The sequence below is a fragment of the Pseudomonas sp. BC42 genome (genome assembly GCF_021560055.1).
Classification (GTDB): domain Bacteria; phylum Pseudomonadota; class Gammaproteobacteria; order Pseudomonadales; family Pseudomonadaceae; genus Aquipseudomonas.
Genome location: NZ_CP091067.1, coordinates 5,649,153 through 5,676,072, shown reverse-complemented (window position 1 = coordinate 5,676,072; position 26,920 = coordinate 5,649,153). Strand labels below are relative to the sequence as shown.

Below are 26,920 nucleotides of genomic sequence, written 5' to 3'. Positions count from 1 at the left end.
CGCGGCTGGTTATCCACAGGCCTCGATTCTTTTTGTGAGCAGCCCCGATCCAACCCCCGCAATTGCCGCCGAGCGGCCTGCGCCTGCCAGCAAACCCTGGTTTGTGTACCTGGTGCGCGCGGCCAATGGCGCTCTCTACTGCGGCATCAGCGACGACCCGGTGAAGCGCTTTGCCAAGCACCAGAGCGGCAAGGGCGCGCGTTTCTTTCTCTCCAGCCCGGCGGTGGCCCTGGTCTACACCGAAGCCTGCCGAGACAAGAGCGAGGCCCTGCGCCAGGAGCGGCTGATCAAGAAACTCAGGAAGAGCGCCAAGGAGTGCCTGGTGGCCGCGGCCAGTGCAGCGGCATCAATCTGACTGATAGGTTCTCATCAGTTGGATCTGTAGGCCGTCCACGGATTGCGCGCTAAGCTTCAGCGCTCTCCCTCTTGTGGCGGACCCCAGCATGTCAGAGTTGATTCTCCACCATTACCCGACCTCTCCCTTCGCGGAAAAAGCCCGCTTGCTCCTGGGGTTCAAGGGCCTGTCCTGGCGCTCCGTGAAGATCTCCCCGGTCATGCCCAAACCCGACCTGACGGCCCTGACCGGCGGCTATCGCAAGACCCCGGTGTTGCAGATCGGGGCGGACATCTATTGCGACACGGCCTTGATCGCGCGCCGCCTGGAGCGGGAGAAAGCCTCGCCGGCGCTGTTCCCCGAAGGCCAGGAAATGATCAGCGCGACCTTCGCCGCCTGGGTCGACTCGGTGGTGTTCCAGCATGCGGTGACCCTGGTGTTCCAGCCCGAGTCGGCAGCCGTGCGCTTTGGCAAGCTGCCGCCGGAAGCGGTCAAGGCCTTCATGGCCGACCGCGCCGGGTTGTTCAGTGGCGGCAGCGCCAGCCGTCTGCCCCTGGACGTGGCCAAGCATCAATGGCCGACCATCATGGCGCGTCTGGAGCAGCAACTGCAGCGCGAGCCGGGGGACTTCCTGTTTGGTGAACCGTCGATTGCCGATATCGCCCTGGCGCACCCGCTGTGGTTCCTCAAGGGCACGCCGGTGACCGCACCGCTGGTGGACGAGTATCCGGCGGTATCCGCCTGGTTGGCGCGGGTGCTGGGCTTTGGTCATGGCTCCTTCACCGAGCTGAGTGCCGAAGAGGCCCTTGAGGTGTCGCGCAGCGCTACGCCGGCGCCGCTGCCGGATGAGCGGTTTGTCGATCCCAATGGCTTTGCTGCAGGGCAGCAGGTGGTGATTGCCGCGACCGACTATGGCGTCGATCCGGTGGCGGGCGAGTTGCTGTTTGCCGGTACTGAAGAGTTGATCCTGCGTCGCCAGGACCCGCGCGCCGGCTTGGTCCACGTGCACTTCCCGCGGTTGGGTTTCCGTATCCAGGCACAATGATCCACACCTGTAGGCGCTGGCTTGCCAGCGAAGGCGTCCTCAAGATCGATGCTCGATCTACTGGCCCTTTCGCCGGCAAGCGGAGCGCCGCCCGGCCGGCTCCGACTAAGGTTTCAGCGCAGCCATGATCGCGTCGGGGTCGTAGGTACGGATCAGGCTGCCATTCACGTCCAGGATCGGAATCCCGGCACCGCCCAGGGCGGTATAGGCCTTACGCGCCTCCGCGTCTTTCTCGATGTCGAACTCCCGGTAGGGAATGCCCTTCTGATCGAGAAAGCGCCGGGTGGCCTTGCAGTAGCCGCACCAGTCGGTGGCGTACAGCACCACCCGGGCCTGGCTGCGGATCGCTTCGCTGACCACCGCCGAAGGGTTGAACAGGCGCTCGATCTTGCCCCAGTGCTGGTAGATCACCACCACCAGCAGGATCAGCAAGAACTTCTTCAATACCCCCTGGAGCATCAGTTGCGGCGCTTGAGCTGGTCGGTCAGTTGGGTCGGCAGGCCCTTGATGATCAGGGTCCCGGCTTCTTCGTCGTACTCGATCTTCGAGCCCAGCAGGTGGGCTTCGAAGCTGATGGACAAGCCTTCGGCGCGGCCGGTGAAGCGGCGGAACTGGTTGAGGGTGCGTTTGTCCGCGGGAATCTCCGGCGACAGCCCGTAATCCTTGTTGCGGATGTGATCGTAGAAGGCCTTGGGGCGGTCTTCGTCGATCAGTTCCGAGAGCTCCTCCAGGCCCATGGGCTCGCCGAGCTTGGCCTGGCTGCTGGCGTAGTCCACCAGGGTCTTGGTCTTTTCCCGGGCCGACTCTTCCGGCAAATCCTCGCTTTCGACGAAGTCGCTGAAGGCCTTGAGCAGGGTGCGGGTTTCGCCCGGGCCGTCGACGCCTTCCTGGCAGCCAATGAAGTCGCGGAAGTACTCCGAGACCTTCTTGCCGTTCTTGCCCTTGATAAAGGAGATGTACTGCTTGGACTGCTTGTTGTTCTGCCACTCGGAGATGTTGATCCGCGCCGCCAGGTGCAGCTGGCCCAGGTCCAGGTGGCGCGACGGCGTCACGTCCAACTGGTCGGTCACGGCCACGCCTTCGCTGTGGTGCAGCAGGGCGATGGCCAGGTAGTCGGTCATGCCCTGTTGGTAGTGAGCAAACAGCACGTGGCCGCCCACTGACAGGTTGGATTCCTCCATCAGCTTCTGCAGGTGTTCCACCGCCACCCGGCTGAACGCGGTGAAGTCCTGGCCGCCGTCCAGGTACTCCTTCAGCCAGCCGCTGAAGGGAAACGCGCCGGACTCGGGATGGAACAGTCCCCAGGCTTTGCCCTGTTTGGCGTTATAGCTTTCGTTGAGGTCGGCGAGCATGTTCTCGATGGCCGCGGACTCTGCCAGTTCGGAGTCTCGGGCATGAAGAACTGCGGGGCTGCCGTCGGGTTTTTTGTCGATCAGGTGGACGATGCAATGACGGATCGGCATGGGCTTCTCGGCTGATTGAAGGGGGAGGGCGGGCTCCCCGAAAAAGTGCCCAGTGTACCGCAGCCGAGGGTTCGGGCGCGGTTTGCCGGGCGATGAACGGCTCGTCGGTAACGCTTATGCATTTTTTTACCGATTTAGAGCAATAAAGCTGACCAAATGGCTAGGTAGAGGCGGATATTTCCCCGTCTGTGTGCTAGTTTTGCCCCGTCTTACGCGATGTCTCAGCGTTAAGCGTGCATTCAGCATTTGTCGGGTCGAACCAAACCCTGATTTCGGTATCTATAACCCCGATCTGTCGTGGTTGTAACCGGGGTGCCAGATTCACAAGATCTGGCTCGATGGCTGACACTGCACTCTGCAATCCAAATGAATTTGATAGGGAAGGAACACCACAATGGCTATTACTAAAGACCAACTGATCGCTGATATCGCTGAAGCTATCGACGCGCCGAAAACCACCGCGCGTAACGCTCTGGACCAACTGGCCCAGATCGTTGCTGATCAATTGGAAAATGGCGGCGAAATCACTCTGCCAGGTATCGGCAAGCTGAAAGTGACCGAGCGTCCTGCCCGTACTGGCCGTAACCCATCGACTGGCGCTGCCATCGAAATCGCTGCCAAGAAAGTTATCAAGCTGGTTGTGGCTAAAGGCCTGACCGACGCTGTTAACAAGTAAGACTTGCAGTGAAACCGTGCTCAGAAGTTCTCCGGGCACGGTTTGTGTGACACCGATTCACGCAAGGTGAATCGTCTTTGCCTCCCCCGCCTCTCAAGTTTTTCCTCAGTTCTTCCTGACCCAGCGTTCCTGACTCCAGGCCTGTTGCTGTGCCTTGTCCTTGAAGGTCCAGGCGACGAAGCGGCTCTGTTTCTGTCCCTGGGACATCTCCACCACCTGGCTTTCCAGGGCGCCGGCCTTTTTCAGTGCGCTTTCAATCGCCGGCAGGTTCGAAGCCTTTGACACCAGGGTGCTGAACCACAGCACTTGCTGGCCGACGTTTGCGCTCTCGCTGATCAACTGGCTGACGAAGCGGATCTCGCCACCTTCGCACCACAGCTCCCGGGCCTGCCCGCCAAAGTTCAGCACCGGCAGCTTGCGCTTGGGATCGGCCTTGCCCAGGGCTCGCCATTTGCGCTGGCTACCGCGGGTGGCTTCATCCAGGGAGGCGTGGAACGGCGGGTTGCACATGGTCAGGTCGAAACGCTCGGTGCTTTCCAGCAGGCCGTTGAGGATCTGCCTGGGATTGCCCTGCTGGCGCAGGCTGATGGCCTTGTTCAAGCCGTTGGCCTGGACGATGGCCTTGGCGGCGGCCAGGGCGGTGCTGTCGATGTCCGAACCGAGGAACTGCCAGCGGTAGTCGCTGTAGCCGATCAGCGGGTAGATGCAGTTGGCGCCGACCCCGACGTCCAGCACCCGTACCGCCGCGCCACGCGGGATTTCACCCTGGTTGTGGCTGGCCAGCAGGTCGGCGAGGAAATGCACGTAGTCGGCGCGACCGGGCACGGGTGGGCACAGGAAGTCCGCCGGAATGTCCCAGTGGGCAATGCCGTAGAAGGCCTTGAGCAGGGCGCGGTTGAACACCCGCACGGCCGCCGGGTCGGCAAAATCGATGCTTTCCTTGCCGTAGGGATTGAGGATCACGAACTGCCCCAGTTCCGGGGTGCTCTTGATCAGTTGCGGGAAGTCGTAACGCCCCTGGTGACGATTGCGCGGATGCAGGCTGGCCTTTTCCCGGGGCGCGGCGGTTTTTGGGGCGGCGGGCTTGGGCTTTTTGCGCGCAGGCTTGGGTGTGCTGGGGGCGGTCATGGGGGATCGATTCGGGGCTGGTTCAAAGTGGCGGGCATTGTCACACAGGAGCAGCGGTAAGTTTCAAGCGGTGAGCGACAAGTGATGCCTGCCTCCGCGCCGCCCAAGACAAGGGGCACAAAAAAGGGAGGCCTGTATGGGCCTCCCTTTTTCACACTGCGCGAATATTCGTTACAGGCTGGAAATCCGTGCGTGCTGTTCCGCCAGCTTGCCCAGGGCCTGTTCGGCCTCGGCCAGTTTGGCGCGTTCCTTCTCGATCACTTCCGCCGGTGCCTTGTCGACGAAGGAAGCGTTGGACAGTTTGCCGCCCACGCGCTGCACTTCGCCTTGCAGGCGCTGGATTTCCTTGTCCAGACGGGCCAGTTCCGCGCCCTTGTCGATGAGGCCGGCCATCGGTACCAGCACTTCCATCTCGCCCACCAGGGCGGTGGCGGACAGCGGTGCTTCGTCGCCGGCGCCCAGTACGGTGATGGATTCGAGCTTGGCCAGCTTCTTCAGCAAGGCTTCGTTCTCGGTCAGGCGACGCTGGTCTTCGGCACCGGCGTTCTTCAGGAACAGGGCCAGGGGCTTGCCCGGACCGATGTTCATTTCCGCGCGAATGTTGCGAGTGCCGAGCATCAGGCCCTTGAGCCATTCGATGTCGTCTTCGGCGGCCTGGTCGATGCGGGCTTCGTTAGCCACTGGCCAGGGTTGCAGCATGATGGTCTTGCCGGTGCTACCGGCCAGCGGCGCCAGGCGCTGCCAGATCTCTTCGGTGATGAACGGCATGAACGGATGCGCCAGGCGCAGGGCCACTTCCAGTACCCGCACCAGGGTGCGACGGGTGCCACGCTGGCGTTCAACCGGCGAGTTCTCGTCCCACAGCACCGGCTTGGACAGCTCCAGGTACCAGTCGCAGTACTGGTTCCAGATGAACTCGTACAGGGCCTGGGCGGCCAGGTCGAAACGGAACTGGTCGAGCTGGCGGGTGACTTCGGCTTCGGTGCGCTGCAGCTGGGAGATGATCCAGCGGTCCGCCAGGGACAGCTCATAGGCCTCGCCGTTCTGGCCGCAGTCCTCGCCCTTGTCCAGCACGTAGCGCGCGGCGTTCCAGATCTTGTTGCAGAAGTTGCGGTAACCCTCGACGCGACCCATGTCGAACTTGATGTCGCGGCCGGTGGTGGCCAGGGAGCAGAAGGTGAAGCGCAGGGCGTCGGTGCCATAGCTGGCGATGCCGTCGGCGAATTCGGCGCGGGTCTGCTTCTCAATGGCTTTCTGCAACTTGGGCTGCATCAGGCCGGTGGTGCGCTTCTGCACCAGGGTTTCGAGGTCGATGCCGTCGATGATGTCCAGCGGGTCGAGGACGTTGCCCTTGGACTTGGACATCTTCTGGCCCTGGCCGTCGCGGACCAGGCCGTGCACGTACACGGTCTTGAACGGAACCTGCGGCGTGCCGTCCTCGTTCTTCACCAGGTGCATGGTGAGCATGATCATCCGGGCGACCCAGAAGAAAATGATGTCGAAGCCGGTGACCAGCACGTCGGTCGGGTGGAAGGTCTTGAGGAACTCGGTCTGCTCCGGCCAGCCCAGGGTGGAGAAGGTCCACAGGCCCGAACTGAACCAGGTGTCGAGTACGTCGTTGTCCTGCTGCAGGGCAACGTCCGGACCGAGGTTGTGCTTGGCCCGCACTTCGGCTTCGTCGCGGCCGACATAGACCTTGCCGGACTCGTCGTACCAGGCCGGAATGCGATGGCCCCACCACAGCTGGCGGCTGATGCACCAATCCTGAATGTCGCGCATCCAGGAGAAGTACATGTTTTCGTACTGCTTGGGCACGAAGGCGATGCGGCCGTCTTCCACGGCGGCGATGGCAGGCTCGGCCAGAGGCTTGGTGGAGACGTACCACTGGTCGGTGAGCCACGGCTCGATCACGGTGCCGGAGCGGTCGCCCTTCGGCACTTTCAGGGCGTGGTCGTCGACGCTGACCAGCAGGCCGGCGGCGTCGAAGGCGGCCACGATCTGCTTGCGCGCTTCGAAGCGGTCCAGGCCGACGTACTCGGCCGGGATCTTGCCGTCGACGGTTTCGTTGAGGCTGCCGTCCAGGTTGAACACCTGGCAGGCCGGCAACACGGCGGCGTTCTTGTCGAAGATGTTCAGCAGCGGCAGGTTGTGGCGCTTGCCGACTTCGTAGTCGTTGAAGTCGTGGGCCGGGGTGATCTTCACGCAGCCGGTGCCGAATTCAGGGTCGCAGTAGTCGTCGGCGATGATCGGGATGCGCCGGCCGACCAGGGGCAGTTCGACGAACTGGCCGATCAGGGCCTTGTAGCGCTCGTCTTCGGGGTTCACCGCGACGGCGGAGTCGCCGAGCATGGTTTCCGGACGGGTGGTGGCGACAATCAGGTAGTCGTTGCCTTCAGCGGTCTTGGCGCCGTCGGCCAGTGGGTACTTGAGGTTCCACAGGAAGCCTTTCTCGTCGTGGTTTTCCACTTCCAGATCGGAAATCGCCGTGTGCAGCTTGGTGTCCCAGTTCACCAGGCGCTTGCCGCGGTAGATCAGGCCGTCTTCGTGCAGGCGCACGAAGGCTTCCTTGACCGCTTCCGAGAGACCGTCGTCCATGGTGAAGCGCTCGCGGCTCCAGTCCACGGAGGAGCCCAGGCGGCGGATCTGGCGGCTGATGTTGCCCCCGGACTGATCCTTCCATTCCCAGACTTTTTCGAGGAACTTTTCCCGGCCCAGATCGTGACGATTCTGGCCCTGGGCTTCGATCTGGCGCTCCACCAGCATCTGGGTGGCGATACCGGCGTGGTCGGTGCCCGGCTGCCACAGGGTGTTGCGACCCTGCATGCGGCGGAAGCGGATCAGGGCGTCCATGATCGCGTTGTTGAAGCCGTGGCCCATGTGCAGGCTGCCGGTGACGTTCGGCGGCGGGATCATGATGGTGTAGGAGTCGCCCGCGCCTTGCGGGGCGAAGTAGTTCTCGGACTCCCAGGTCTGGTACCAGGAAGTTTCAATGGCGTGCGGCTGGTAGGTCTTATCCATGCGCGGCGGGACCCTATTGGCATTTATTCAGGAAAAGCCGGGAAGTATAGCGGAGGGCGGCAGCAGCAAGCCACAAGCGGCAAGCGACAAGATGGCCATGCCCGGCTTTTGCGTGTGGCTTATGGTTTGCCGCTGGTGGCTGCTGCGAGCAGGCGTTCCAGGCGGGCGTCGAGGCGACGCTTGATCTCGGTTTCGATGTGTGGGGCGAAGTCGTCGATCACGTCTTGCATGATCAATTGCGCGGCGGCGCGCAGCTCGGTGTCCAGATGCAGCAGGGCGTCGGCACTGTTGCTGGCGGCTGCGGGTTTGGCTGCCGGCGTTGGCGCGGGAGCCGCGGGCGCAGCAGGGGTTGGTGCTGGTGCTGCGACTTGAGCCGGGGTCGGCGCAGGTTGCGGTTTGGCTGGCACGGCAGGGGCGGTTTCGGTGGTGGCCGGTTGCTGGCTGCCCACCATGTCGAACAGCAGGGGGATTTGCACTTCACTGCTCACGGTCTCGGTCAGCAGCGGTGGTTGCAGGTTGTCATCACCGAGCAGTTGACGGATCGACTCGAGGTCGTCCAGCAGGTGCGCGGGTTTTTGCAGCGGGTTGGGAGTGTCCATCGGGTGCTCAGAGTCGCTGTAAACGGTGATCTTGCAGAGGATAGCCCTGTTCGCGATAGAAACGGAAACTCTCGCGGGCCGCCTGACGAATAGTCGGGTCTTCCACCACGACCTCGGCAATTCGGGCAAAGCGCGGGGCGAAGGCCGGTACTTTCAGGTCCAGGTTCACCAGCAGGTCGTTGTGTTCGCCGGGGTCCTGGCCCAGGCCGAGGACGATCAAGCCTTCGGGTTCGCTTTCCGCCGGGCCGTGGGGGACGAAGGTTTCGCCCTTGAAGCGCCACAGGCGGGCATCGAGTTCATCCCGTTGCGCGGCATCGCTGCAATGCAGGTAGATGCGGTGGCCCATGCGCCAGGCCTTGTCGGTGAGCTTGCAGGCAAAATCCAGGCGCGCCGCGGGGTCCGCGCTGGGAAGGATATAAAAGTCGACTGTGGTCATTGGGGTTCCTGAGCCGGAGAGGGCGCCGCTTTCAAGCGACACCCTCCGCGGTCATGGTTTTCAGGCTTTGGCGCGGTCCAGCAGGTATTGGGTCAGCAGGGGAACCGGACGGCCGGTGGCGCCCTTGTCCTTGCCGCCGCTGGTCCAGGCGGTGCCGGCGATGTCCAGGTGTGCCCAGTTCAGGTTCTTGGTGAAGCGCGAGAGGAAGCAGGCGGCAGTGATGGTGCCGGCCTTCGGTCCGCCGATGTTGGCAATGTCGGCGAACGGGCTGTCCAGCTGCTCCTGGTACTCGTCGAACAGCGGCAGTTGCCAGGCGCGGTCGTCGGCTTGCCGGCCGGCGCTGAGCAGTTGCTCGATCAGTTCGTCGTTGTTGCCCAGCAGGCCCGAAGTATGGGCGCCCAGGGCCACGATGCAGGCACCGGTGAGGGTGGCGATGTCGATCACGGCCTGAGGCTTGAAGCGTTCGGCGTAGGTCAGGGCGTCACACAGCACCAGGCGGCCTTCGGCGTCGGTGTTGAGGATTTCCACGGTCTGGCCGCTCATGGTGGTGACGATGTCGCCAGGACGGGAAGCGCCGCCGCTGGGCATGTTCTCGGCGCAGGCGAGGATGCACACCAGGTTGATCGGCAGCTTGAGCTCCAGCACCGCACGCAGGGTGCCGAACACGCTGGCGGCGCCGCCCATGTCGTATTTCATCTCATCCATGCCGGCGCCGGGCTTGAGGCTGATGCCGCCGGTGTCGAAGGTGATGCCCTTGCCCACCAGGGCGAATGGCTTCTCGGACTTCTTACCGCCGTTGTACTGCATGACGATCAGGCGTGGCGGCTGGTCGCTGCCCTGGCCCACGGCATAGAACGAGCCCATGCCCAGTTCCTTGATCTTCTTCTCGTCGAGGACTTCGACTTTCAGGCCCTTGAACTCTTTACCCAGGGCCTTGGCCTGTTCGCCGAGGAAGGTCGGGTGGCAGACGTTCGGCGGCAGGTTGCCCAGGTCGCGAGTGAAGGCCATGCCCTTGGCGATGGCCTGGGCGTGGGTCACGCCACGCTGGACTTCCGCCTCGGCGGCCTTGATGGTCAGCAGGGTGATTTTCTTCAGGGCGCGAGGTTCGGCCTTCTGGCTCTTGTAGCGGTCGAAGACATAGCCACCGTCCACCAGGGTTTCAGCCAGCAGGCGGGTCTTGCCGTAGCTGTCGCGGCCCTTGACCACGACTTCGTCCAGAGCCAGCACGGCGTCGCTGCCGCCCAGGCCCTTGAGCGTGCTCAGTACGCCACTGATGAGCTTGCGGAACGGGCGGTCGCCCAGTTCGCCATCCTTGCCGGTGCCGACCAGCAGCACGCGTTCGGCCTTGAGCTTGGCCACGCCGTGCAGCAGCAGGCTCTGGCCGACCTTGCCGGCCAGGTCGCCGCGCTTGAGTACGGCGCTGATGGCGCCGCCGCTGAGTTCGTCGAGTTGCTTGGCGACGGTGCCGAGCTTGCGGTCTTCGCCGATGGCGACCACCAGGGTGGCGGTCTTCAACGTTTCCGGGCTAACGCTTTTTACAACCAGTTCCATGTCCGGGTCCCTGAATGAATGGTCTAAGAGCGCAGGAAAGACTCCGGCGCGGGGCTTATCTATATAGAAGAAGGCGTCGCGTGCTGGCGACGACAAAGCCGCCAGTTTGAACCTCGCCGGTCGCGGCTGACAACCCTCGTATCGGCCAAGTTCGCCGCTTTAGAGCGCCGGGAGAGCATCCTCCGTGACAGGCGCGCGCAATCACAGGATAATGCGCCATCTTTTTCGGCGGCTCTGCAATTTGGAGCCGGCTCGATACGTTTGCTTGTTCGGCCGCCTTAGCCTGACAACCCTGGAGTGTCTGGTTTGATCGTCTTTCGTTATCTATCCCGCGAAATCCTGCTGACCCTGAGTGCCGTGAGTGCGGTGCTGCTGGTCATCATCATGAGCGGGCGCTTCGTCAAGTTCCTCGCTCAAGCCGCCTCGGGTGCTCTGGATCCGGGCTCGCTGTTCCTGATCATGGGCTTTCGTCTGCCGGGCTTCCTGCAACTGATCCTGCCGCTGGGGCTGTTCCTCGGCATTCTTCTGGCTTATGGCCGGCTTTATCTCGAAAGCGAGATGACCGTGTTGTCCGCGACCGGCATGAGCCAGCAGCGCCTGCTGGGCATGACCATGGTTCCGGCGGCCCTGGTGGCGCTGGTGGTGGCGTGGCTGAGCCTGAGCCTGGCGCCGCAGGGAGCCAATCAGTTCCAGTTGCTGCTGAACAAGCAGGATGCCCTGACCGAGTTCGACACCCTGGTGGCCGGACGCTTTCAGGCGCTCAACGACGGCAGCCGGGTGACTTACACCGAGCAGTTGTCGGAAGACCGGACCAATCTTTCCGGGGTGTTCATCTCCGAAAAACGCCTGAATCAGGAAAAGAAGGACCAGGGCATCTCGGTGCTGGTGGCCGAGAAGGGCCATCAGGACATCCGGCCCGACGGCAATCGTTACCTGATCCTGGAGAACGGCTACCGCTATGACGGCAACCCGGGCGAGGCCAACTACCGGGTGATCAAGTACGACACCTACGGCGTGCTGCTGGAGCGTCCGGACGTCAGCGACGAAGTCACCGATCGCGACGCCATGCCGACCCGCGACCTGATCGGCAAGGACGACCTGCGGGCCCGCGCCGAACTGCAATGGCGCCTGTCCCTGCCGTTGCTGGTCTTCATCGTGACCCTGATGGCGGTGCCGCTGTCCCGGGTCAATCCGCGCCAGGGCCGCTTCCTCAAGCTGATCCCGGCCATTCTGCTGTACATGGCGTACCTGACCATCCTGATCGCGGTGCGCGGTGCCCTGGAGAAAGGCAAGATCTCGCCTGCCCTGGGGCTGTGGTGGGTTCACCTGCTGTTCCTGGCCATTGGCCTGGGCTTGATGTACTGGGAACCGATGCGGTTGAAAATGGCGAGTCGTCGCAGCGTGAAGGAGATGGCTCGTGGTTAAGCTCGATCGCTACATCGGTAGCAGTGTGTTCATGGCCATTCTTGCAGTCCTGGGGATCATCCTCGGGCTGGCCTCGCTGTTTGCCTTCATCGATGAGATGGGCAGCGTCAGCGATACCTACACCGTGATGGACGTGATGAGCTACGTCGTCCTCACCGCTCCGCGCCGGGTGTACGAGATGCTGCCGATGGCGGCTCTGATCGGCTGTCTGATCGGCCTGGGCTCTTTGGCCAGCAACAGTGAGCTGACCATCATGCGTGCCGCCGGTGTCTCCGTCGGTCGTATCGTCTGGGCGGTCATGAAGCCCATGCTGGTGCTGATGCTGGTGGGGGTGCTGGTGGGCGAGTACGTGGCGCCGGCCACCGAGACCCAGGCCCAGGCCAGTCGCGCCCTGGCACAGGGTTCCGGCGATGCCCAGAGTTCCAAGCATGGCCTGTGGCACCGTCAGGGCGAGGAGTTCATCCACATCAACGCCGTGCAACCCAATGGCTTGCTGTATGGCGTGACCCGCTACCACTTCGATGACAATCACCACATGCTGTCGTCGAGCTTCGCCCGCCAGGCGCGCTTCCATGAGAGCTACTGGCAGTTGACGGATGTCACCACCACCTATTTCCGTGAAGGTCACACCGAAGTCATCAGCGCGCCCGACGAGCGCTGGGACGTGGCCCTGAGCCCGCAACTGCTGAGCACCGTGGTGATGGCGCCGGAGTCCCTGTCGATCACTGGCTTGTGGGGCTACATCCATTACCTGGCGGATCAGGGGCTGAACAACGGTCGCTACTGGCTGGCGTTCTGGGTCAAGGTCCTGCAGCCCCTGGTGACGGCGGCCCTGGTATTGATGGCGATTTCCTTCATCTTCGGCCCGCTGCGTTCGGTGACCCTCGGTCAGCGCGTGTTCACCGGCGTGCTGGTGGGGTTCACTTTCCGCATCGCCCAGGACCTGCTGGGGCCTTCGAGCCTGGTTTTTGGCTTCTCGCCGCTGTTTGCGGTGCTGGTGCCGGCAGGCATCTGCGCCATTGCAGGCTTCTGGCTGCTGCGCCGGGCCGGTTGATTTAGCGGTTCCGCCAGGTTTTAAGCGCAACGCCCCGGTCTCTGGATTGGGGCGTTTTTGCATTTGACAAACGCTGACAGGCGAGCGTGACGCTCGTGCCGAGTATCAGGTACAATTCCCGGCTATTTTTCGGCGGGCCATGCCTGCAGCCTTTTTGAGTGTTCATCCGTGAGTGATTTGAGTCATATCCGCAATTTCTCCATCATCGCCCACATTGACCATGGCAAGTCGACTCTGGCCGATCGCTTCATCCAGATGTGCGGCGGCCTGGCCGAGCGCGAAATGGAAGCCCAGGTTCTGGACTCCATGGACCTTGAGCGTGAGCGCGGGATCACCATCAAGGCCCACAGCGTCACCCTCTATTACAAAGCCAAAGATGGCATTACCTACCAGCTGAACTTCATCGATACCCCGGGCCACGTGGACTTCACCTATGAAGTCAGTCGCTCCCTGGCGGCCTGTGAAGGTGCGCTGCTGGTGGTGGATGCCGGCCAGGGCGTTGAAGCCCAGTCGGTAGCCAACTGCTACACCGCCATCGAGCAGGGCCTGGAAGTGATGCCGGTGCTGAACAAGATCGACCTGCCACAGGCCGATCCGGAGCGGGTCAAGGAAGAGATCGAGAAGATCATCGGTATCGATGCCACCGACGCCGTGACCTGCAGCGCCAAGACCGGCCTGGGCGTGGACGAGGTGCTCGAGCGCCTGGTGACCACCATTCCGGCGCCGACCGGCAATATCGAAGACCCGCTGCAAGCGCTGATCATCGACTCCTGGTTCGACAACTACCTGGGCGTCGTGTCCCTGGTGCGTGTGCGTCACGGCCGGGTCAAGAAAGGCGACAAGATCCTGGTCAAGTCCACCGGCAAGATCCACCTGGTGGACAGCGTCGGTGTATTCAACCCGAAACACACCGCCACTGCCGACCTCAAGGCCGGTGAAGTGGGCTTCATCATCGCCGGCATCAAGGATATTCACGGGGCGCCGGTGGGTGACACCCTGACCTTGAGTTCGACCCCGGACGTGGAAGTGCTGCCAGGCTTCAAGCGCATCCAGCCTCAGGTCTATGCCGGCCTGTTCCCGGTCAGCTCCGATGACTTCGAGGATTTCCGCGAAGCGCTGCAGAAGCTCACCCTCAACGACTCGTCGCTGCAGTACACCCCGGAAAGCTCCGATGCCCTGGGCTTCGGCTTCCGTTGCGGGTTCCTCGGCATGCTGCACATGGAGATCATCCAGGAGCGCCTGGAGCGCGAATACGACCTGGACCTGATCACCACCGCGCCGACGGTGATCTTCGAGCTGCTGCTCAAGACCGGTGAAACCATCTATGTCGACAACCCGTCCAAGCTTCCGGACCTGTCGTCGATCGAAGACATGCGCGAGCCGATCGTGCGGGCCAATATCCTTGTGCCGCAAGAGCACCTGGGCAACGTCATAACCCTGTGCATCGAGAAACGCGGTGTGCAGCATGACATGCTGTTCCTGGGCAGCCAGGTCCAGGTGACCTACGATCTGCCGATGAACGAAGTGGTACTGGATTTCTTCGATCGCCTGAAGTCCACCAGCCGCGGCTACGCGTCGCTGGATTACCACTTCGATCGCTACCAGTCAGCTAATCTGGTCAAGCTGGATGTATTGATCAACGGCGACAAGGTCGATGCCCTGGCATTGATCGTGCACCGTGACAACGCCCACTACAAAGGGCGTGCGTTGACCGAGAAGATGAAAGATCTGATTCCTCGGCAGATGTTTGACGTGGCAATCCAGGCCGCCATCGGCGGGCAGATTGTGGCGCGGACAACCGTCAAGGCCCTCAGAAAGAACGTACTGGCCAAATGCTACGGCGGCGACGTCAGCCGTAAGCGCAAGCTGTTGGAAAAGCAGAAGGCCGGTAAGAAACGCATGAAGCAAGTGGGCAACGTGGAAATTCCACAAGAAGCCTTCCTTGCCGTGCTCAGGTTGGATAGTTAGGTCCTATGTCACTAAATTTCCCGCTGTTGCTGGTCATCGCTGTCTTCGTATGCGGTTTCTTGGCGTTGCTCGATCTGGTGTTTCTCGCACCGCGTCGACGCGCGGCCATCGCCAACTATCAGGGCAGCGTCAGCCAGCCGGATGGGCTGGTGGTCGAGAAGCTGAACAAGGAACCGCTGCTGGTTGAATACGGCAAGTCGTTCTTTCCGGTGTTGTTCATTGTTCTGGTGCTGCGTTCGTTCCTGGTGGAACCGTTCCAGATTCCGTCGGGCTCGATGAAACCGACCCTGGATGTCGGCGACTTCATCCTGGTGAACAAGTTCTCCTACGGGATTCGCTTGCCGGTGATCGACAAGAAAGTCATCGAGATCGGTGATCCGCAACGTGGCGATGTGATGGTGTTTCGCTACCCAAGCGACCCCAACGTCAACTACATCAAGCGTGTAGTGGGCCTGCCGGGGGATGAAGTGCGCTACACCAGCGACAAGCATCTGTTCGTCAACGGCCAGCCGGTGGCGGAGCAGTTGGTCGGCGCTGAGCCCGGCACCCTGGGCAGCGCTGAGCTGTACAAGGAGAAACTCGGTGCCGCCGAGCACTTGATCCGCAAGGAAATGAGCCGCTATCGGGCCACTCCGGACGGTCGTTGGGTGGTACCCGCCGGGCACTACTTCATGATGGGCGACAACCGCGACAACTCCAACGACAGTCGCTACTGGGACGATCCGAGTATTCCCAAAGACCTGCTGGGCATGGTTCCCGACAAGAATATCGTCGGCAAGGCCTTCGCAGTCTGGATGAGCTGGCCCGAACCGAAACTCAGCCACCTGCCGAATTTCTCGCGGGTTGGCCTGATCAAGTAATCACACACGGCGCTGTTGAACACAGCGCCGAATGCTTTTCTGGCTCTTGTATAAAACGGCGCGCCTTCGGGCCATCCGTAACAGCCTTATCGCCAGAAGCATGCAGTCAACGATATTCAGGATGTGGATTTGAACACAGCGTTAATTGCCACCCGCACTTCGTGCGCGGCCCCTAGGATGGCGAGTTTCGGCAACGAAATCAGTGTGGGTAAACCGTGAGCGTTTCTTTGAGCCGTCTCGAGCGTCAGCTCGGCTATTCCTTCAAGGACCAGGAACTGATGCTCCTGGCCCTCACTCACCGCAGCTTTGCCGGGCGCAACAACGAGCGCCTCGAGTTTCTCGGTGATGCCATTCTCAACTTCGTGGCCGGCGAGGCGTTGTTCGAGCGCTTCCCCCAGGCCCGCGAAGGCCAGCTGTCGCGTTTGCGCGCGCGCCTGGTGAAAGGTGAAACACTGGCGGTACTGGCCCGCGGTTTCGACCTGGGCGAATACCTGCGCCTGGGTTCCGGCGAATTGAAGAGCGGCGGTTTCCGTCGTGAATCGATCCTGGCCGATGCCCTGGAAGCCCTGATTGGTGCGATCTACCTGGACGCCGGCATGGAAACCGCCCGCGACCGCGTACTGTCCTGGCTGGCCTCGGAGTTCGAGAGCCTGACCCTGGTGGACACCAACAAGGACCCCAAGACCCGGCTGCAGGAGTTCCTCCAGTCCCGTGCCTGCGAACTGCCGCGCTACGAAGTGGTGGATATCCAGGGCGAGCCGCACTGCCGGACATTCTTCGTTGAATGTGAAGTCACCTTATTGAATGAAAAAAGCCGAGGTCAGGGTGTGAGCCGTCGTATTGCCGAACAGGTAGCGGCCGCTGCAGCACTGATTGCCCTGGGCGTGGAGAATGGCCATGACTGATACAACCGCAACACGCTGTGGCTATGTCGCCATCGTCGGCCGCCCCAACGTGGGCAAGTCGACGCTGCTCAACCACATCCTCGGCCAGAAGCTGGCGATCACCTCGCGCAAGCCCCAGACCACTCGTCACAACATGCTCGGCATCAAGACCGAAGGCGCCATCCAGGCGATCTACGTCGACACCCCCGGCATGCACAAGAGCAACGAGAAGGCGCTGAACCGCTACATGAACAAGACCGCTTCGGCGGCCTTGAAAGACGTCGACGTGGTGATCTTCGTGGTCGACCGCACCAAGTGGACCGACGAGGACCAATTGGTCCTTGAGCGCGTGCAGTACGTGCAGGGGCCGGTGATCCTGGCGATCAACAAGACCGACCGCATCGAGGACAAGGCCGAGCTGATGCCGCACCTGACCTGGCTGCAGGAGCAACTGCCGAATGCCGAGATCGTGCCGGTCTCCGCGCAGCAGGGGCATAACCTCGAAGCCCTGGAAGGCTTGATCGCCAAGCACCTGCCGGAGAACGACCACTTCTTCCCGGAAGACCAGATCACCGACCGCAGCAGCCGCTTCCTCGCCGCCGAACTGGTGCGCGAGAAGATCATGCGCCAGCTGGGTGCCGAGCTGCCGTACCAGATCACCGTGGAAATCGAAGAGTTCAAGCAGCAGGGCAAGACCCTGCATATCCACGCCTTGATCCTTGTCGAACGCGATGGGCAGAAGAAAATCATCATTGGCGACAAGGGTGAGCGGATCAAGCGCATCGGCATGGAAGCGCGCAAGGACATGGAGCTGCTGTTCGACTCCAAGGTCATGCTCAACCTCTGGGTCAAGGTCAAGGGTGGCTGGTCCGATGACGAGCGCGCCTTGCGTTCCCTGGGCTACGGCGACCTCTGAGACCTTTCGCCGACCAGCCGGCTCCTACAACACCCTGTAGGAGCCGGCTGGTCGGCGAACCGCTTCACCTCCTTCTCCGGACCCGGTTCCCTCTCTGCCCCTGAGATCCCCCGCAACCATGTCCAGCAACGCCCCAGTCGGCCAGCTTGCCTACGTCCTGCACAGCCGCGCTTACCGTGAAAGCAGCGCCCTGGTGGATTTTCTCACCCCGCAAGGTCGCCTGCGCGCTGTCCTGCGCAATGCACGAGGCAAGGCCGGTACCCTGGCGCGACCCTTCGTTCCTCTGGAAGTCGAGTTTCGCGGCCGCGGCGAGCTGAAGAACGTCGGGCGCATGGAAAGTGCCGGAATCGCCGCCTGGCTCAACGGCGAAGCGCTGTTCAGCGGCCTGTACCTGAATGAGCTGATGATCCGCCTGCTGCCGGCGGAAGATCCCCATCCGGCGGTGTTCGACCACTACGCCGCCACCTTGCTGGCCCTGGCCGAGGGCCGGCCCCTGGAGCCCCTGCTGCGGGCCTTTGAGTGGCGCCTGCTGGACGATCTGGGCTATGGCTTCGCCCTGGACAGCGACATCCACGGCGCGCCCATCGCTGCCGATGGCCTGTATCGCCTGCAGGTGGATGCCGGACTGGAGCAGGTCTTCCTGCTGCAACCGGGCCTGTTCAATGGCACCGAGCTGTTGGCCATGGCCGAGGCCGACTGGAGCGCTCCCGGTGCCTTGTCGGCCGCCAAGCGCCTGATGCGCCAGGCCCTGGCCGTGCACCTGGGCGGGCGGCCCCTGGTCAGTCGCGAGCTGTTTCGCAAACCCTAGGTGTACTTGCCGCTTATCCGTCGGCGGCGGCCGGCCACGTGCAGCGCTTATTCTGCGTTCGTGCAAATGGCAACAGACCCTGTTCTCCCCGTATGCTGTGCGGCGAATTTTCATTTATCCAGGAGCGCTTCCGTGACCACCAGCAATCGCATTCTTCTCGGCGTGAACATCGATCACGTTGCCACCCTGCGTCAGGCCCGCGGCACGCGTTACCCTGACCCGGTCAAGGCCGCTCTGGATGCTGAAGAGGCGGGTGCCGACGGCATCACCGTGCACCTGCGCGAAGATCGCCGGCACATTCAGGAGCGCGACGTGCTGCTGCTCAAGGACGTGCTGCAGACCCGCATGAACTTCGAGATGGGCGTCACCGAAGAGATGATGGCGTTCGCCGAGCGCATTCGCCCGGCGCATATCTGCCTGGTGCCGGAAACCCGTCAGGAGCTGACCACAGAAGGCGGTCTTGACGTGGCCGGGCAGGAGGCACGGATCAAGGCGGCGGTGGAGCGCTTGTCGAAAATCGGTTCCGAAGTGTCGCTGTTCATCGATGCCGACGAGCGCCAGATCGAAGCCTCCAAGCGCGTCGGCGCGCCGGCCATCGAGTTGCACACCGGTCGTTATGCCGATGCCCAGACGCCGAGTGAAGTGGCGGACGAGCTGCAGCGCATCGTCGACGGGGTTGCCGTGGGGCTGGCCCAGGGCCTGATCGTCAATGCCGGCCACGGCCTGCATTACCACAACGTCGAAGCGGTGGCGGCGATCAAGGGCATCAACGAGCTGAACATCGGCCACGCCCTGGTGGCCCATGCCCTGTTCGTCGGCTTCAAGGGTGCGGTAGCGGAGATGAAGGCCCTGATTTTGGCGGCTGCGGCCAAGGCCTGAATGACCTTCGCCGGCGAGCCGGCTCCTGCACCATCTCTGTAGGAGTCGGCTGGCCGGCCAGGGCTGTTAAAGCGGCGGATTGTCTTCCGGCGGCTTGGTCTTGTTGACCCCGGGCACGTGCAGGTTGCCCTCGGCGACCTGATCGCCTTCCAGCTGCGGCTGGGTCACCCAGGTCAGGATGTCGTAGTAGCGGCGGATGTTGGCGACGAAATGCACCGGCTCGCCGCCCCGGGCGTAGCCATAGCGGGTCTTGCTGTACCACTGCTTTTGCGACAGCCGTGGCAGCATTTTCTTCACATCCAGCCATTTGTTCGGATTCAGGCCTTCCCTTTCCGCCAGCTTGCGGGCGTCGTCCAGGTGGCCGGTGCCGACGTTGTAGGCGGCGAGGGCGAACCAGGTGCGGTCCGGCTCCTCGATCTTGTCGTCCAGTTGCTCCTTGATATAAGCCAGGTACTTGGCCCCGCCACTGATGCTCTGCTTGGGGTCCAGGCGGTTGGACACGCCCATGGCCTGGGCGGTGTTCTGGGTCAGCATCATCAGCCCGCGCACGCCGGTCTTGGAGGTGACCTCGGCCTGCCACATGGATTCCTGGTAGCCCACCGCCGCCAGCAGGCGCCAGTCGAGCTTCTCCTGCTTGGCCGAATTCTTGAAGTGTTTCTCGTACTTGGGCAGACGCTGCTGCAGGTGTTGGGCGAAGGTGTAGGCACCGACATAGCCGAGCACGTCCACGTGGCCGTAATAGCGGTCCTTGAGGCGTTGCAGGGTGCCGTTCTTCTCCACCTTGTCGAGGAAACTGTTGATTTCGTTGAGCAGGCTGTTGTCGTCGCCGGCGGCTACCGCCCAGCTCTGGCTGCGGGCATCCCCCAGGTCGAAGGCGACCCGTACGTTGGGGAAGTACACCTGGTTCATCGCCAGTTCGTTGGAGTCCACCAGGGTCAGGTCGATCTGCCCTTCGTCCACCATGCGCAGCAGGTCGACGACCTCGACGGCGTCCGACTCTTCGTAGTCGATGCCGGGGTACTTGAGCTTGAGTTCCGCCAGTTGTTCGGCGTGGCTGCTGCCCTTGAGCACCATGATGTGCTTGCCCACCAGGTTCTGCGCGCTGGTAGGGCGGGACTGGCCGTTGCGATAGATGATCTGCGGGGTGACTTCCAGGTAAGGGTGGGAAAACCGCACCTGCTGTTTGCGCTGCTCGCTGCTCACCAGGCCAGCGGCAGCCAGCACCGGGCCTTTGGGCTGGCCCAACTGGTTGTACAGGTCGTCGAGGTTGTCGGCGGTCTCGATCTTCAGCTCCACGCCCAGATCGTCGGCAAAGCGCTTCACCAGCTCGTATTCGAAGCCGGTTTCGCCGTTGCGGTCCTGAAAGTAGGTGGCGGGGCTGTTACGGGTGATCACCCGCAGCACACCATCCTCCTTTACGCGCTCAAGGGTGCTGGGTTTTTCAACGCAGGCGCCGAGCATCAGGAAGAGTCCGGTTACGATGAGCCACTTGGCGCAGCGCGGACGTAAAGCCATAGGGGAAAACATTGGCGCAGTATACGCAAAGGATAACGGCCGCCATATCTCGACAGCGAAGGGCTTGTCTGCTAGCCAGCGGCGGTCTGGGCTGGAGGCCTCAAGAATGGGGCCTCGGTGCTTGATGTGACGATTAAAATAACCCGCGGCAATGACCCTGATGAGCCTTTGTTATAGGGCGCCTGGGCCGGGCCGACGTCCGGGCGCCACCCGGGGTTGGGTTTCGAGTGCCGATGGCAACGGTTTACGTTAGAATGCACGGCCTCAAAGCACACCCCCTTCCCGAGGCTGTCCCGAAGATGTTGATCCTGCGCGGCGCTCCTGCCCTTTCTGCCTTTCGCCACAGCAAACTCCTTGAACAACTGAGCCAGAAGGTTCCAGCTGTCAGTGGCCTGTATGCTGAATTCGCTCACTTCGCCGAAGTCACCGGCGTCCTGACCGGCGACGAACAGCAGGTGCTTGCGCGCCTTCTGAAGTACGGCCCCAGCGTTCCGGTACAAGAGCCGAGCGGTCGTCTGTTCCTGGTCCTGCCGCGTTTCGGCACCATCTCGCCCTGGTCGAGCAAGGCCAGCGACATCGCCCGTAACTGTGGCCTGGCCAAAGTCCAGCGCCTGGAGCGCGGTATCGCTTTCTACGTGACCGGTGAGTTCAGCGACGCCGACGCCCAGTCGATTGCCGATGCCCTGCATGACCGCATGACCCAGATCGTGGTGGCCAACCTGGAGCAGGCCGCCGGCCTGTTCAGCCACGCCGAACCCAAGCCGCTGACCGCCATCGACATCCTCGGCGGCGGCCGCGCCGCGCTGGAAAAAGCCAACAGCGAACTGGGCCTGGCCCTGGCCGAAGACGAAATCGATTACCTGATGAGCGCCTTCCAGGGCCTCAAGCGTAATCCCCACGACATCGAACTGATGATGTTCGCCCAGGCCAACTCCGAGCACTGCCGCCACAAGATCTTCAACGCCAGTTGGGACATCGACGGCCAGAGCCAGGAAAAAAGCCTGTTCGGCATGATCAAGAACACCTATCAGATGCACAGCGAAGGTGTGCTGTCCGCCTACAAGGACAACGCCGCGGTGATCGTCGGTTCCGTTGCCGGGCGCTTCTACCCGAACCCTGAAACCCGCCAGTACGGCGCGGTGCAGGAGCCGGTGCACATTCTGATGAAGGTCGAGACCCACAACCACCCGACCGCCATCGCTCCGTTCCCGGGGGCTTCCACCGGTTCCGGCGGCGAGATCCGTGACGAGGGCGCCACCGGCCGCGGCGCCAAGCCGAAAGCCGGCCTCACCGGCTTCACCGTGTCCAACCTGCAGATCCCGGGCTTCGAACAGCCGTGGGAAGTGCCGTACGGCAAGCCCGAGCGCATCGTCAACGCCCTCGACATCATGATCGAAGGCCCATTGGGCGGCGCCGCGTTCAACAACGAATTCGGCCGTCCGGCCCTGACCGGTTACTTCCGTACCTTCGAACAGTCCATCAACACCCCCCGTGGCGATGAAGTGCGTGGCTACCACAAGCCGATCATGCTGGCGGGCGGCATGGGCAACATCCGTGACGAGCACGTACAGAAAGGCGAGATCACCGTCGGTTCGAAACTGATCGTCCTCGGCGGCCCGGCGATGCTCATCGGCCTGGGCGGCGGTGCCGCTTCCTCCATGGCCACCGGCACCAGCTCGGCGGACCTGGACTTTGCCTCGGTACAGCGTGAAAACCCGGAAATGGAGCGCCGTTGCCAGGAAGTCATCGACCGTTGCTGGCAGCTGGGGGACAACAACCCCATCAGCTTCATCCACGACGTCGGCGCCGGCGGCCTGTCCAACGCCTTCCCGGAGCTGGTCAACGATGGCGGCCGCGGTGGTCGCTTCGAACTGCGCAACATTCCCAACGACGAGCCGGGCATGGCCCCGCACGAAATCTGGTCCAACGAATCCCAGGAGCGTTATGTCCTGGCGGTGGGCGCAGCAGACTTCGAACGCTTCAAGGCCATCTGCGAGCGCGAGCGTTGCCCATTCGCGGTGGTCGGCGAAGCCACTGCCGAGCCACAGCTGACCGTGACCGACAGCCACTTCGGCAACAGCCCGGTGGACATGCCCCTGGAAGTGCTGCTGGGCAAGGCCCCGCGCATGCACCGTTCGGCCGTGCGGGAAACCGAGTTGGGTGATGATTTCGATCCAAGCACCCTGGATATCGCCGAGAGCATCGAGCGCGTCCTGCACCACCCGGCCGTGGCCAGCAAGAGCTTCCTGATCACCATCGGCGACCGCACCATCACCGGCCTCGTGGCCCGTGACCAGATGGTCGGCCCATGGCAGGTGCCGGTGGCCGACGTGGCCGTGACCGCCACCAGCTTCGACGTCTACACCGGTGAAGCCATGGCCATGGGCGAGCGCACGCCGCTGGCCCTGCTGGATGCCCCGGCGTCCGGCCGCATGGCGATCGGCGAAACCCTGACCAACATCGCCGCCTCGCGGATCAACAAGATCAGCGACATCAAGCTCTCCGCCAACTGGATGTCGGCCGCCGGCCACCCGGGTGAAGACGCGCGTCTGTACGACACCGTCAAGGCCGTGGGCATGGAACTGTGCCCCGAGCTGGGCATCACCATCCCGGTGGGCAAGGACTCGATGTCCATGGCCACCCGCTGGAACGAAGAAGGCGTGGACAAGAGCGTCACCTCGCCGCTGTCGCTGATCGTGACCGGCTTCGCGCCTGTGGCGGACATCCGTCAGACCCTGACCCCGCAACTGCGCATGGACAAGGGCACCACCGATCTGATCCTGATCGACCTCGGTCGCGGGCAGAACCGCATGGGCGCCTCGATCCTGGCCCAGACCCACGGCAAGCTCGGCAAGCAAGCGCCGGACGTCGATGACGCCGAAGACCTGAAAGCCTTCTTCGCCGTGATCCAGGGCCTCAACGCCGACGGCCACCTGCTGGCCTACCACGACCGTTCCGATGGCGGCCTGCTGGTAACCGCCCTGGAAATGGCCTTCGCCGGTCACTGCGGTCTGAACCTGACCCTCGACGCCGTGGCGGAAAACGCCGCGGAAATCGCCGCCATTCTGTTCAACGAAGAACTGGGTGCGGTGATCCAGGTGCGGCAGGATGCGACCCCAGGCGTGCTGGCTCAGTTCAGCGCTGCCGGTCTGGGCGACTGCGTGGCGGTGATCGGCAAGCCGATCAACAACGGTGAAGTGAGCATCTCCTACAACGGCGAAAGCGTGTTCACCGGCCAGCGCCGTCTGCTGCAGCGTCAGTGGGCGGAAACCAGCTACCAGATCCAGCGCCTGCGGGACAACGCCGAGTGCGCCGAGCAGGAATTCGACGTCCTGCTGGAAGAAGACAACCCGGGCCTGAGCGTCAAGCTGGGCTTCGACGTCAACCAGGACATCGCCGCGCCTTACATCAAGAAAGGCGTGCGTCCCCAGGTGGCGGTGCTGCGTGAGCAGGGCGTCAACGGCCAGGTGGAAATGGCGGCGGCTTTCGACCGCGCCGGCTTCAACGCCATCGACGTGCACATGAGCGACATCCTCGCCGGTCGTGTCGACCTCAACGACTTCAAGGGCATGGTGGCCTGCGGCGGTTTCTCCTACGGCGACGTACTGGGCGCCGGTGAGGGCTGGGCCAAGTCGGCGCTGTTCAACAGCCGCGCGCGTGACGCCTTCCAGGGCTTCTTCGAGCGTACCGACAGCTTCACCCTGGGCGTGTGCAACGGTTGCCAGATGATGTCCAACCTGCACGAGCTGATCCCGGGCAGCGAGTTCTGGCCGCACTTCGTGCGCAACCGCTCCGAGCAGTTCGAAGCCCGTGTAGCCATGGTCCAGGTCCAGGAGTCGAACTCGATCTTCCTGCAGGGCATGGCCGGTTCGCGGATGCCGATCGCCATCGCCCACGGCGAAGGCCATGCGGAATTCGAAAGCGAGGAGGCCCTGCTGGAAGCCGATCTGTCCGGCTGCGTGGCCCTGCGCTTCGTCGACAACCACGGCAAGGTCACCGAGCGTTACCCGGCCAACCCGAACGGCTCGCCGCGCGGGATCACCGGCCTCACCAGCCGCGACGGTCGCGTCACCATCATGATGCCGCACCCTGAGCGGGTGTTCCGTGCTGTGCAGAACTCCTGGCGTCCGGATGACTGGAACGAAGACGCGGCGTGGATGCGCATGTTCCGCAACGCACGTGCCTGGGTGAACTGAGGCTGATGTACAAGCTCAGCTTCTTCGTGCCTCCCAGCCATGTGGAGCAGGTCAAGAGCGCCGTATTTGCCGCCGGTGGCGGACGTATCGGCGCCTATGACCAGTGCGCCTGGCAGGTGCTCGGCCAGGGCCAGTTTCGCCCGTTGGACGGCAGCCAGCCGTTTCTCGGGCAGACCGGTCAGGTGGAGCGGGTGGAGGAATGGAAGGTCGAGCTGGTGGTGGCCGATGAACTGATCGCCAATGCAGTGGCGGCTCTCAAGCAGAGCCATCCCTACGAGACGCCGGCTTATGAAGTCTGGCGTCTTGAAACGTTCTGAAGTGATCCACCGATAAAAAGCCCGCTGCACCGGAGACGGTCAGCGGGCTTTTTTGTGGGACTTTTCAGTCAGGCCGGCACCTACGGGATCAGCGTAGGAGCCGGCTTGCCGGCGAAGGCGTCTTCAGGCTCTCGCCCCCACCTTCTTGTGCAGCAGCGTTTGCAGAGCGGCCTGCAATCCCCCGGCCTTCTGGCCAATCAGCACGTGCCAGACATCCCCCTCCATGCGCCGCATACCCTGGCAGCCCAGGGCGTCGAGCGCCGACTCCGACAGGCTGCGGCTGTCACTCAGTTGCACCCGCAACCGGGTCAGGGCGACGCAGTCGGCCTGCAACAGATTGTCCCGGCCACCCAGGGCGTTGAGCCACTGCTGGGCTTCCTGGGTGGAGACTTCGAGCGATTGGGGGGCCTCGACTGGTGGCGCTGGCGCCGCGACCGGGGCTGCCGCCGGCAGCGCCAGACGGATCTGGTCGGCGATACTGTCGGCCATCGGTCCCACCACCACCTGCAAGCTGCCGCCCTTGCCGGGGCGCACCACGGCCAGGGCGCCCAGGGCTTTCAATTCTGCGTCGGCGGCCAGGTTGCGGTCCGCCAGCTCCAGGCGCAGGCGCGTGGTGCAAGCGCCGACCGTGATCAGGTTGGCCGCACCGCCCAGGGCCTTGATATAGGCGGCGGCGCGCTGATCGGCGTTGAGTTCGCTCTTGTCCCCGGATGGACTGTCCTCGCGTCCCGGGGTCTTGAGGTTGAAGCGGCGGATGCAGAAGTCGAATACCAGGTAGTACACCACCGCGTACAGCAGCCCCACCGGGAACACCTTCCAGCCGTTGGTGGAGCGTCCCCAGCCCAGGGCCATGTCGATGGCGCCGCCGGAGAAGGTGAACCCCAGGTGGATGTTCAACAGGTTGGTCAGGGCCATGGCCAGGCCGGTGAGCAGCGCGTGTACCAGATACAGCAATGGGGCGAGGAACATGAAGGCGAATTCGATGGGTTCGGTGACCCCGGTAAGGAACGAGGTCAGGGCCATGGACAGGAAGATCCCGCCCATCACCTTGCGCCGTTCCGGCAAGGTGTTGCGGTACATCGCCAGGCAGGCGGCGGGCAGACCGAACAGCATCATCGGGAACATCCCGGTCATGAACTGGCCGCCCTTGGGGTCCCCGGCGAAGTAGCGGGTCAGGTCGCCGGTGACCACCGCGCCGGTGCTCGGGTCGGTGAAGCTGCCGAAGATGAACCAGGCCATGTTGTTGAGGATGTGGTGCAGGCCGGTGACGATCAGCAGGCGGTTGAACACGCCGAAGACGAAGGCGCCGAAGCTGCCGCTTTCCAGCAGCAACTGGCCGAAGCTGTTGATGCCGTGCTGGATCGGCGGCCAGATCAGGCCGAACGCCAGCCCCAGGCCCACGGCGCTGAAGCCGGTGGCAATGGGCACGAAGCGCCGGCCGCCAAAGAACGCCAGGTATTCGGGCAGCTTGATGTCCTTGAAGCGGTTGTACAGCGCGCCGGCCATCAGGCCGCTGATGATCCCGGCGAGCATGCCCATGTTGATGCTGGCGTCCAGCACCTTGAGGGTCGAGATCATCACCAGGTAGCCGATGGCCCCGGCCAGCCCGGCGGTGCCGTTGTTGTCCCGGGCAAAGCCCACGGCGATGCCGATGGCGAAGATCAGCGCCAGGTTGCCGAAGATCGATTGCCCGGCATCGTGGATGATGGCGATGTTCAGCAGGTCGGTGTCGCCCAGGCGCAGCAGCAGGCCGGCGATCGGCAGGATGGCGATGGGCAGCATCAGGGCGCGGCCGAGGCGTTGCAGGCCCTCGATGAAGTACTGGTACATGGCGTCTCTCCTGGAATG

22 protein-coding genes are annotated in these 26,920 nt (G+C 63.0%); 13 read left to right on the top strand and 9 right to left on the bottom strand.

The features are described 5' to 3' along the window. The first annotated feature begins 34 nt into the window (after nt 1-34). Together L1O02_RS25640 and L1O02_RS25635 are read left to right on the top strand one after the other, a co-directional pair. Nucleotides 35-355, top strand: coding sequence for a GIY-YIG nuclease family protein (locus L1O02_RS25640; RefSeq protein WP_060837656.1), 321 nt, complete (start codon nt 35-37; stop codon nt 353-355). An 88-nt stretch (nt 356-443) separates the two neighbouring features. Beyond that, nucleotides 444-1,379: a glutathione S-transferase family protein gene (locus L1O02_RS25635; protein WP_108544392.1), complete on the top strand. Its 936-nt coding sequence runs from the start codon at nt 444-446 to the stop codon at nt 1,377-1,379. A 105-nt stretch (nt 1,380-1,484) separates the two neighbouring features. Here the strand turns inward: L1O02_RS25635 and L1O02_RS25630 are convergent, their stop codons facing one another. Both L1O02_RS25630 and yejK read right to left on the bottom strand, forming a co-directional pair. After that, nucleotides 1,485-1,838 (bottom strand): glutaredoxin family protein, encoded by a 354-nt coding sequence (locus L1O02_RS25630; protein WP_060842549.1) that lies wholly within the window; start codon nt 1,836-1,838, stop codon nt 1,485-1,487. Further along, nucleotides 1,838-2,842, bottom strand: a complete 1,005-nt coding sequence (gene yejK, locus L1O02_RS25625; RefSeq protein WP_060837659.1) for a nucleoid-associated protein YejK — start codon at nt 2,840-2,842, stop codon at nt 1,838-1,840. Before yejK ends, L1O02_RS25630 begins: the two co-directional genes overlap by 1 nt. A 394-nt stretch (nt 2,843-3,236) precedes the next feature. Between yejK and L1O02_RS25620 the strand changes: the two genes are divergently transcribed. Then, on the top strand, nt 3,237-3,518 hold the full coding sequence (locus tag L1O02_RS25620; RefSeq protein WP_003440137.1) for an HU family DNA-binding protein: 282 nt from the start codon (nt 3,237-3,239) through the stop codon (nt 3,516-3,518). A 105-nt stretch (nt 3,519-3,623) separates the two neighbouring features. Here L1O02_RS25620 and rlmF read toward each other — a convergent pair whose 3' ends face one another. The 5 genes from rlmF to L1O02_RS25595 all read right to left on the bottom strand — a co-directional run bounded on the left by rlmF (nt 3,624) and on the right by L1O02_RS25595 (nt 10,250). Then, nucleotides 3,624-4,646: a 23S rRNA (adenine(1618)-N(6))-methyltransferase RlmF gene (rlmF, locus tag L1O02_RS25615; protein ID WP_108544394.1), complete on the bottom strand. Its 1,023-nt coding sequence runs from the start codon at nt 4,644-4,646 to the stop codon at nt 3,624-3,626. A gap of 171 nt (nt 4,647-4,817) precedes the next feature. Continuing rightward, entirely contained in the window at nt 4,818-7,664 is a 2,847-nt protein-coding gene (locus L1O02_RS25610) for a valine--tRNA ligase (RefSeq protein WP_060837661.1), read from the bottom strand. A 119-nt stretch (nt 7,665-7,783) separates the two neighbouring features. Continuing rightward, nucleotides 7,784-8,263: a DNA polymerase III subunit chi gene (locus L1O02_RS25605; protein ID WP_235758922.1), complete on the bottom strand. Its 480-nt coding sequence runs from the start codon at nt 8,261-8,263 to the stop codon at nt 7,784-7,786. Between the two features lie 7 nt (nt 8,264-8,270). Beyond that, nucleotides 8,271-8,699: a DNA polymerase III subunit chi gene (locus L1O02_RS25600; RefSeq protein WP_235758920.1), complete on the bottom strand. Its 429-nt coding sequence runs from the start codon at nt 8,697-8,699 to the stop codon at nt 8,271-8,273. 60 nt (nt 8,700-8,759) lie between these two features. Further along, the gene (locus tag L1O02_RS25595; RefSeq protein WP_060837664.1) at nt 8,760-10,250 is read right to left on the bottom strand and encodes a leucyl aminopeptidase; all 1,491 of its coding nucleotides are present in this window, start codon (nt 10,248-10,250) and stop codon (nt 8,760-8,762) included. 306 nt (nt 10,251-10,556) lie between these two features. Here L1O02_RS25595 and lptF point away from each other — a divergent pair, with 306 nt between their 5' ends. The 8 genes from lptF to pdxJ all read left to right on the top strand — a co-directional run bounded on the left by lptF (nt 10,557) and on the right by pdxJ (nt 19,044). After that, on the top strand, nt 10,557-11,675 hold the full coding sequence (gene lptF, locus L1O02_RS25590; RefSeq protein ID WP_060837665.1) for an LPS export ABC transporter permease LptF: 1,119 nt from the start codon (nt 10,557-10,559) through the stop codon (nt 11,673-11,675). Then, nucleotides 11,668-12,729 (top strand): LPS export ABC transporter permease LptG, encoded by a 1,062-nt coding sequence (gene lptG, locus L1O02_RS25585; protein WP_235758918.1) that lies wholly within the window; start codon nt 11,668-11,670, stop codon nt 12,727-12,729. The genes lptF and lptG overlap by 8 nt, the downstream gene beginning before the upstream one ends. Before the next feature lie 168 nt (nt 12,730-12,897). Beyond that, entirely contained in the window at nt 12,898-14,697 is a 1,800-nt protein-coding gene (gene lepA / locus L1O02_RS25580; protein ID WP_060837667.1) for a translation elongation factor 4, read from the top strand. A gap of 5 nt (nt 14,698-14,702) precedes the next feature. Then, on the top strand, nt 14,703-15,557 hold the full coding sequence (lepB, locus tag L1O02_RS25575) for a signal peptidase I (protein ID WP_060837668.1): 855 nt from the start codon (nt 14,703-14,705) through the stop codon (nt 15,555-15,557). Between the two features lie 215 nt (nt 15,558-15,772). Then, nucleotides 15,773-16,462 carry a ribonuclease III gene (gene rnc / locus L1O02_RS25570; protein ID WP_011059421.1) on the top strand — a complete coding sequence of 230 codons (690 nt, stop codon included), beginning with the start codon at nt 15,773-15,775 and terminating at the stop codon, nt 16,460-16,462. Further along, nucleotides 16,455-17,357 (top strand): GTPase Era, encoded by a 903-nt coding sequence (gene era / locus L1O02_RS25565; RefSeq protein WP_007932155.1) that lies wholly within the window; start codon nt 16,455-16,457, stop codon nt 17,355-17,357. The genes rnc and era overlap by 8 nt, the downstream gene beginning before the upstream one ends. Nucleotides 17,358-17,475: 118 nt before the next feature. Next, complete coding sequence (recO, locus tag L1O02_RS25560; protein WP_108544398.1) at nt 17,476-18,165, top strand: DNA repair protein RecO; 690 nt, start codon at nt 17,476-17,478, stop codon at nt 18,163-18,165. 132 nt (nt 18,166-18,297) lie between these two features. Beyond that, entirely contained in the window at nt 18,298-19,044 is a 747-nt protein-coding gene (gene pdxJ, locus L1O02_RS25555) for a pyridoxine 5'-phosphate synthase (RefSeq protein WP_060842554.1), read from the top strand. Nucleotides 19,045-19,110: 66 nt separating this feature from the next. Here pdxJ and mltF read toward each other — a convergent pair whose 3' ends face one another. Then, nucleotides 19,111-20,571 (bottom strand): membrane-bound lytic murein transglycosylase MltF, encoded by a 1,461-nt coding sequence (gene mltF, locus L1O02_RS25550; RefSeq protein WP_060837671.1) that lies wholly within the window; start codon nt 20,569-20,571, stop codon nt 19,111-19,113. A 287-nt stretch (nt 20,572-20,858) separates the two neighbouring features. Between mltF and purL the strand changes: the two genes are divergently transcribed. Together purL and L1O02_RS25540 are read left to right on the top strand one after the other, a co-directional pair. After that, nucleotides 20,859-24,755, top strand: a complete 3,897-nt coding sequence (gene purL / locus L1O02_RS25545) for a phosphoribosylformylglycinamidine synthase (protein WP_060837672.1) — start codon at nt 20,859-20,861, stop codon at nt 24,753-24,755. A 5-nt stretch (nt 24,756-24,760) separates the two neighbouring features. Beyond that, nucleotides 24,761-25,072, top strand: a complete 312-nt coding sequence (locus L1O02_RS25540) for a YqfO family protein (protein ID WP_060837673.1) — start codon at nt 24,761-24,763, stop codon at nt 25,070-25,072. A gap of 123 nt (nt 25,073-25,195) precedes the next feature. Here the strand turns inward: L1O02_RS25540 and nagE are convergent, their stop codons facing one another. Then, nucleotides 25,196-26,902, bottom strand: a complete 1,707-nt coding sequence (gene nagE, locus L1O02_RS25535; protein ID WP_060837674.1) for an N-acetylglucosamine-specific PTS transporter subunit IIBC — start codon at nt 26,900-26,902, stop codon at nt 25,196-25,198. Nucleotides 26,903-26,920 lie beyond the last annotated feature (18 nt).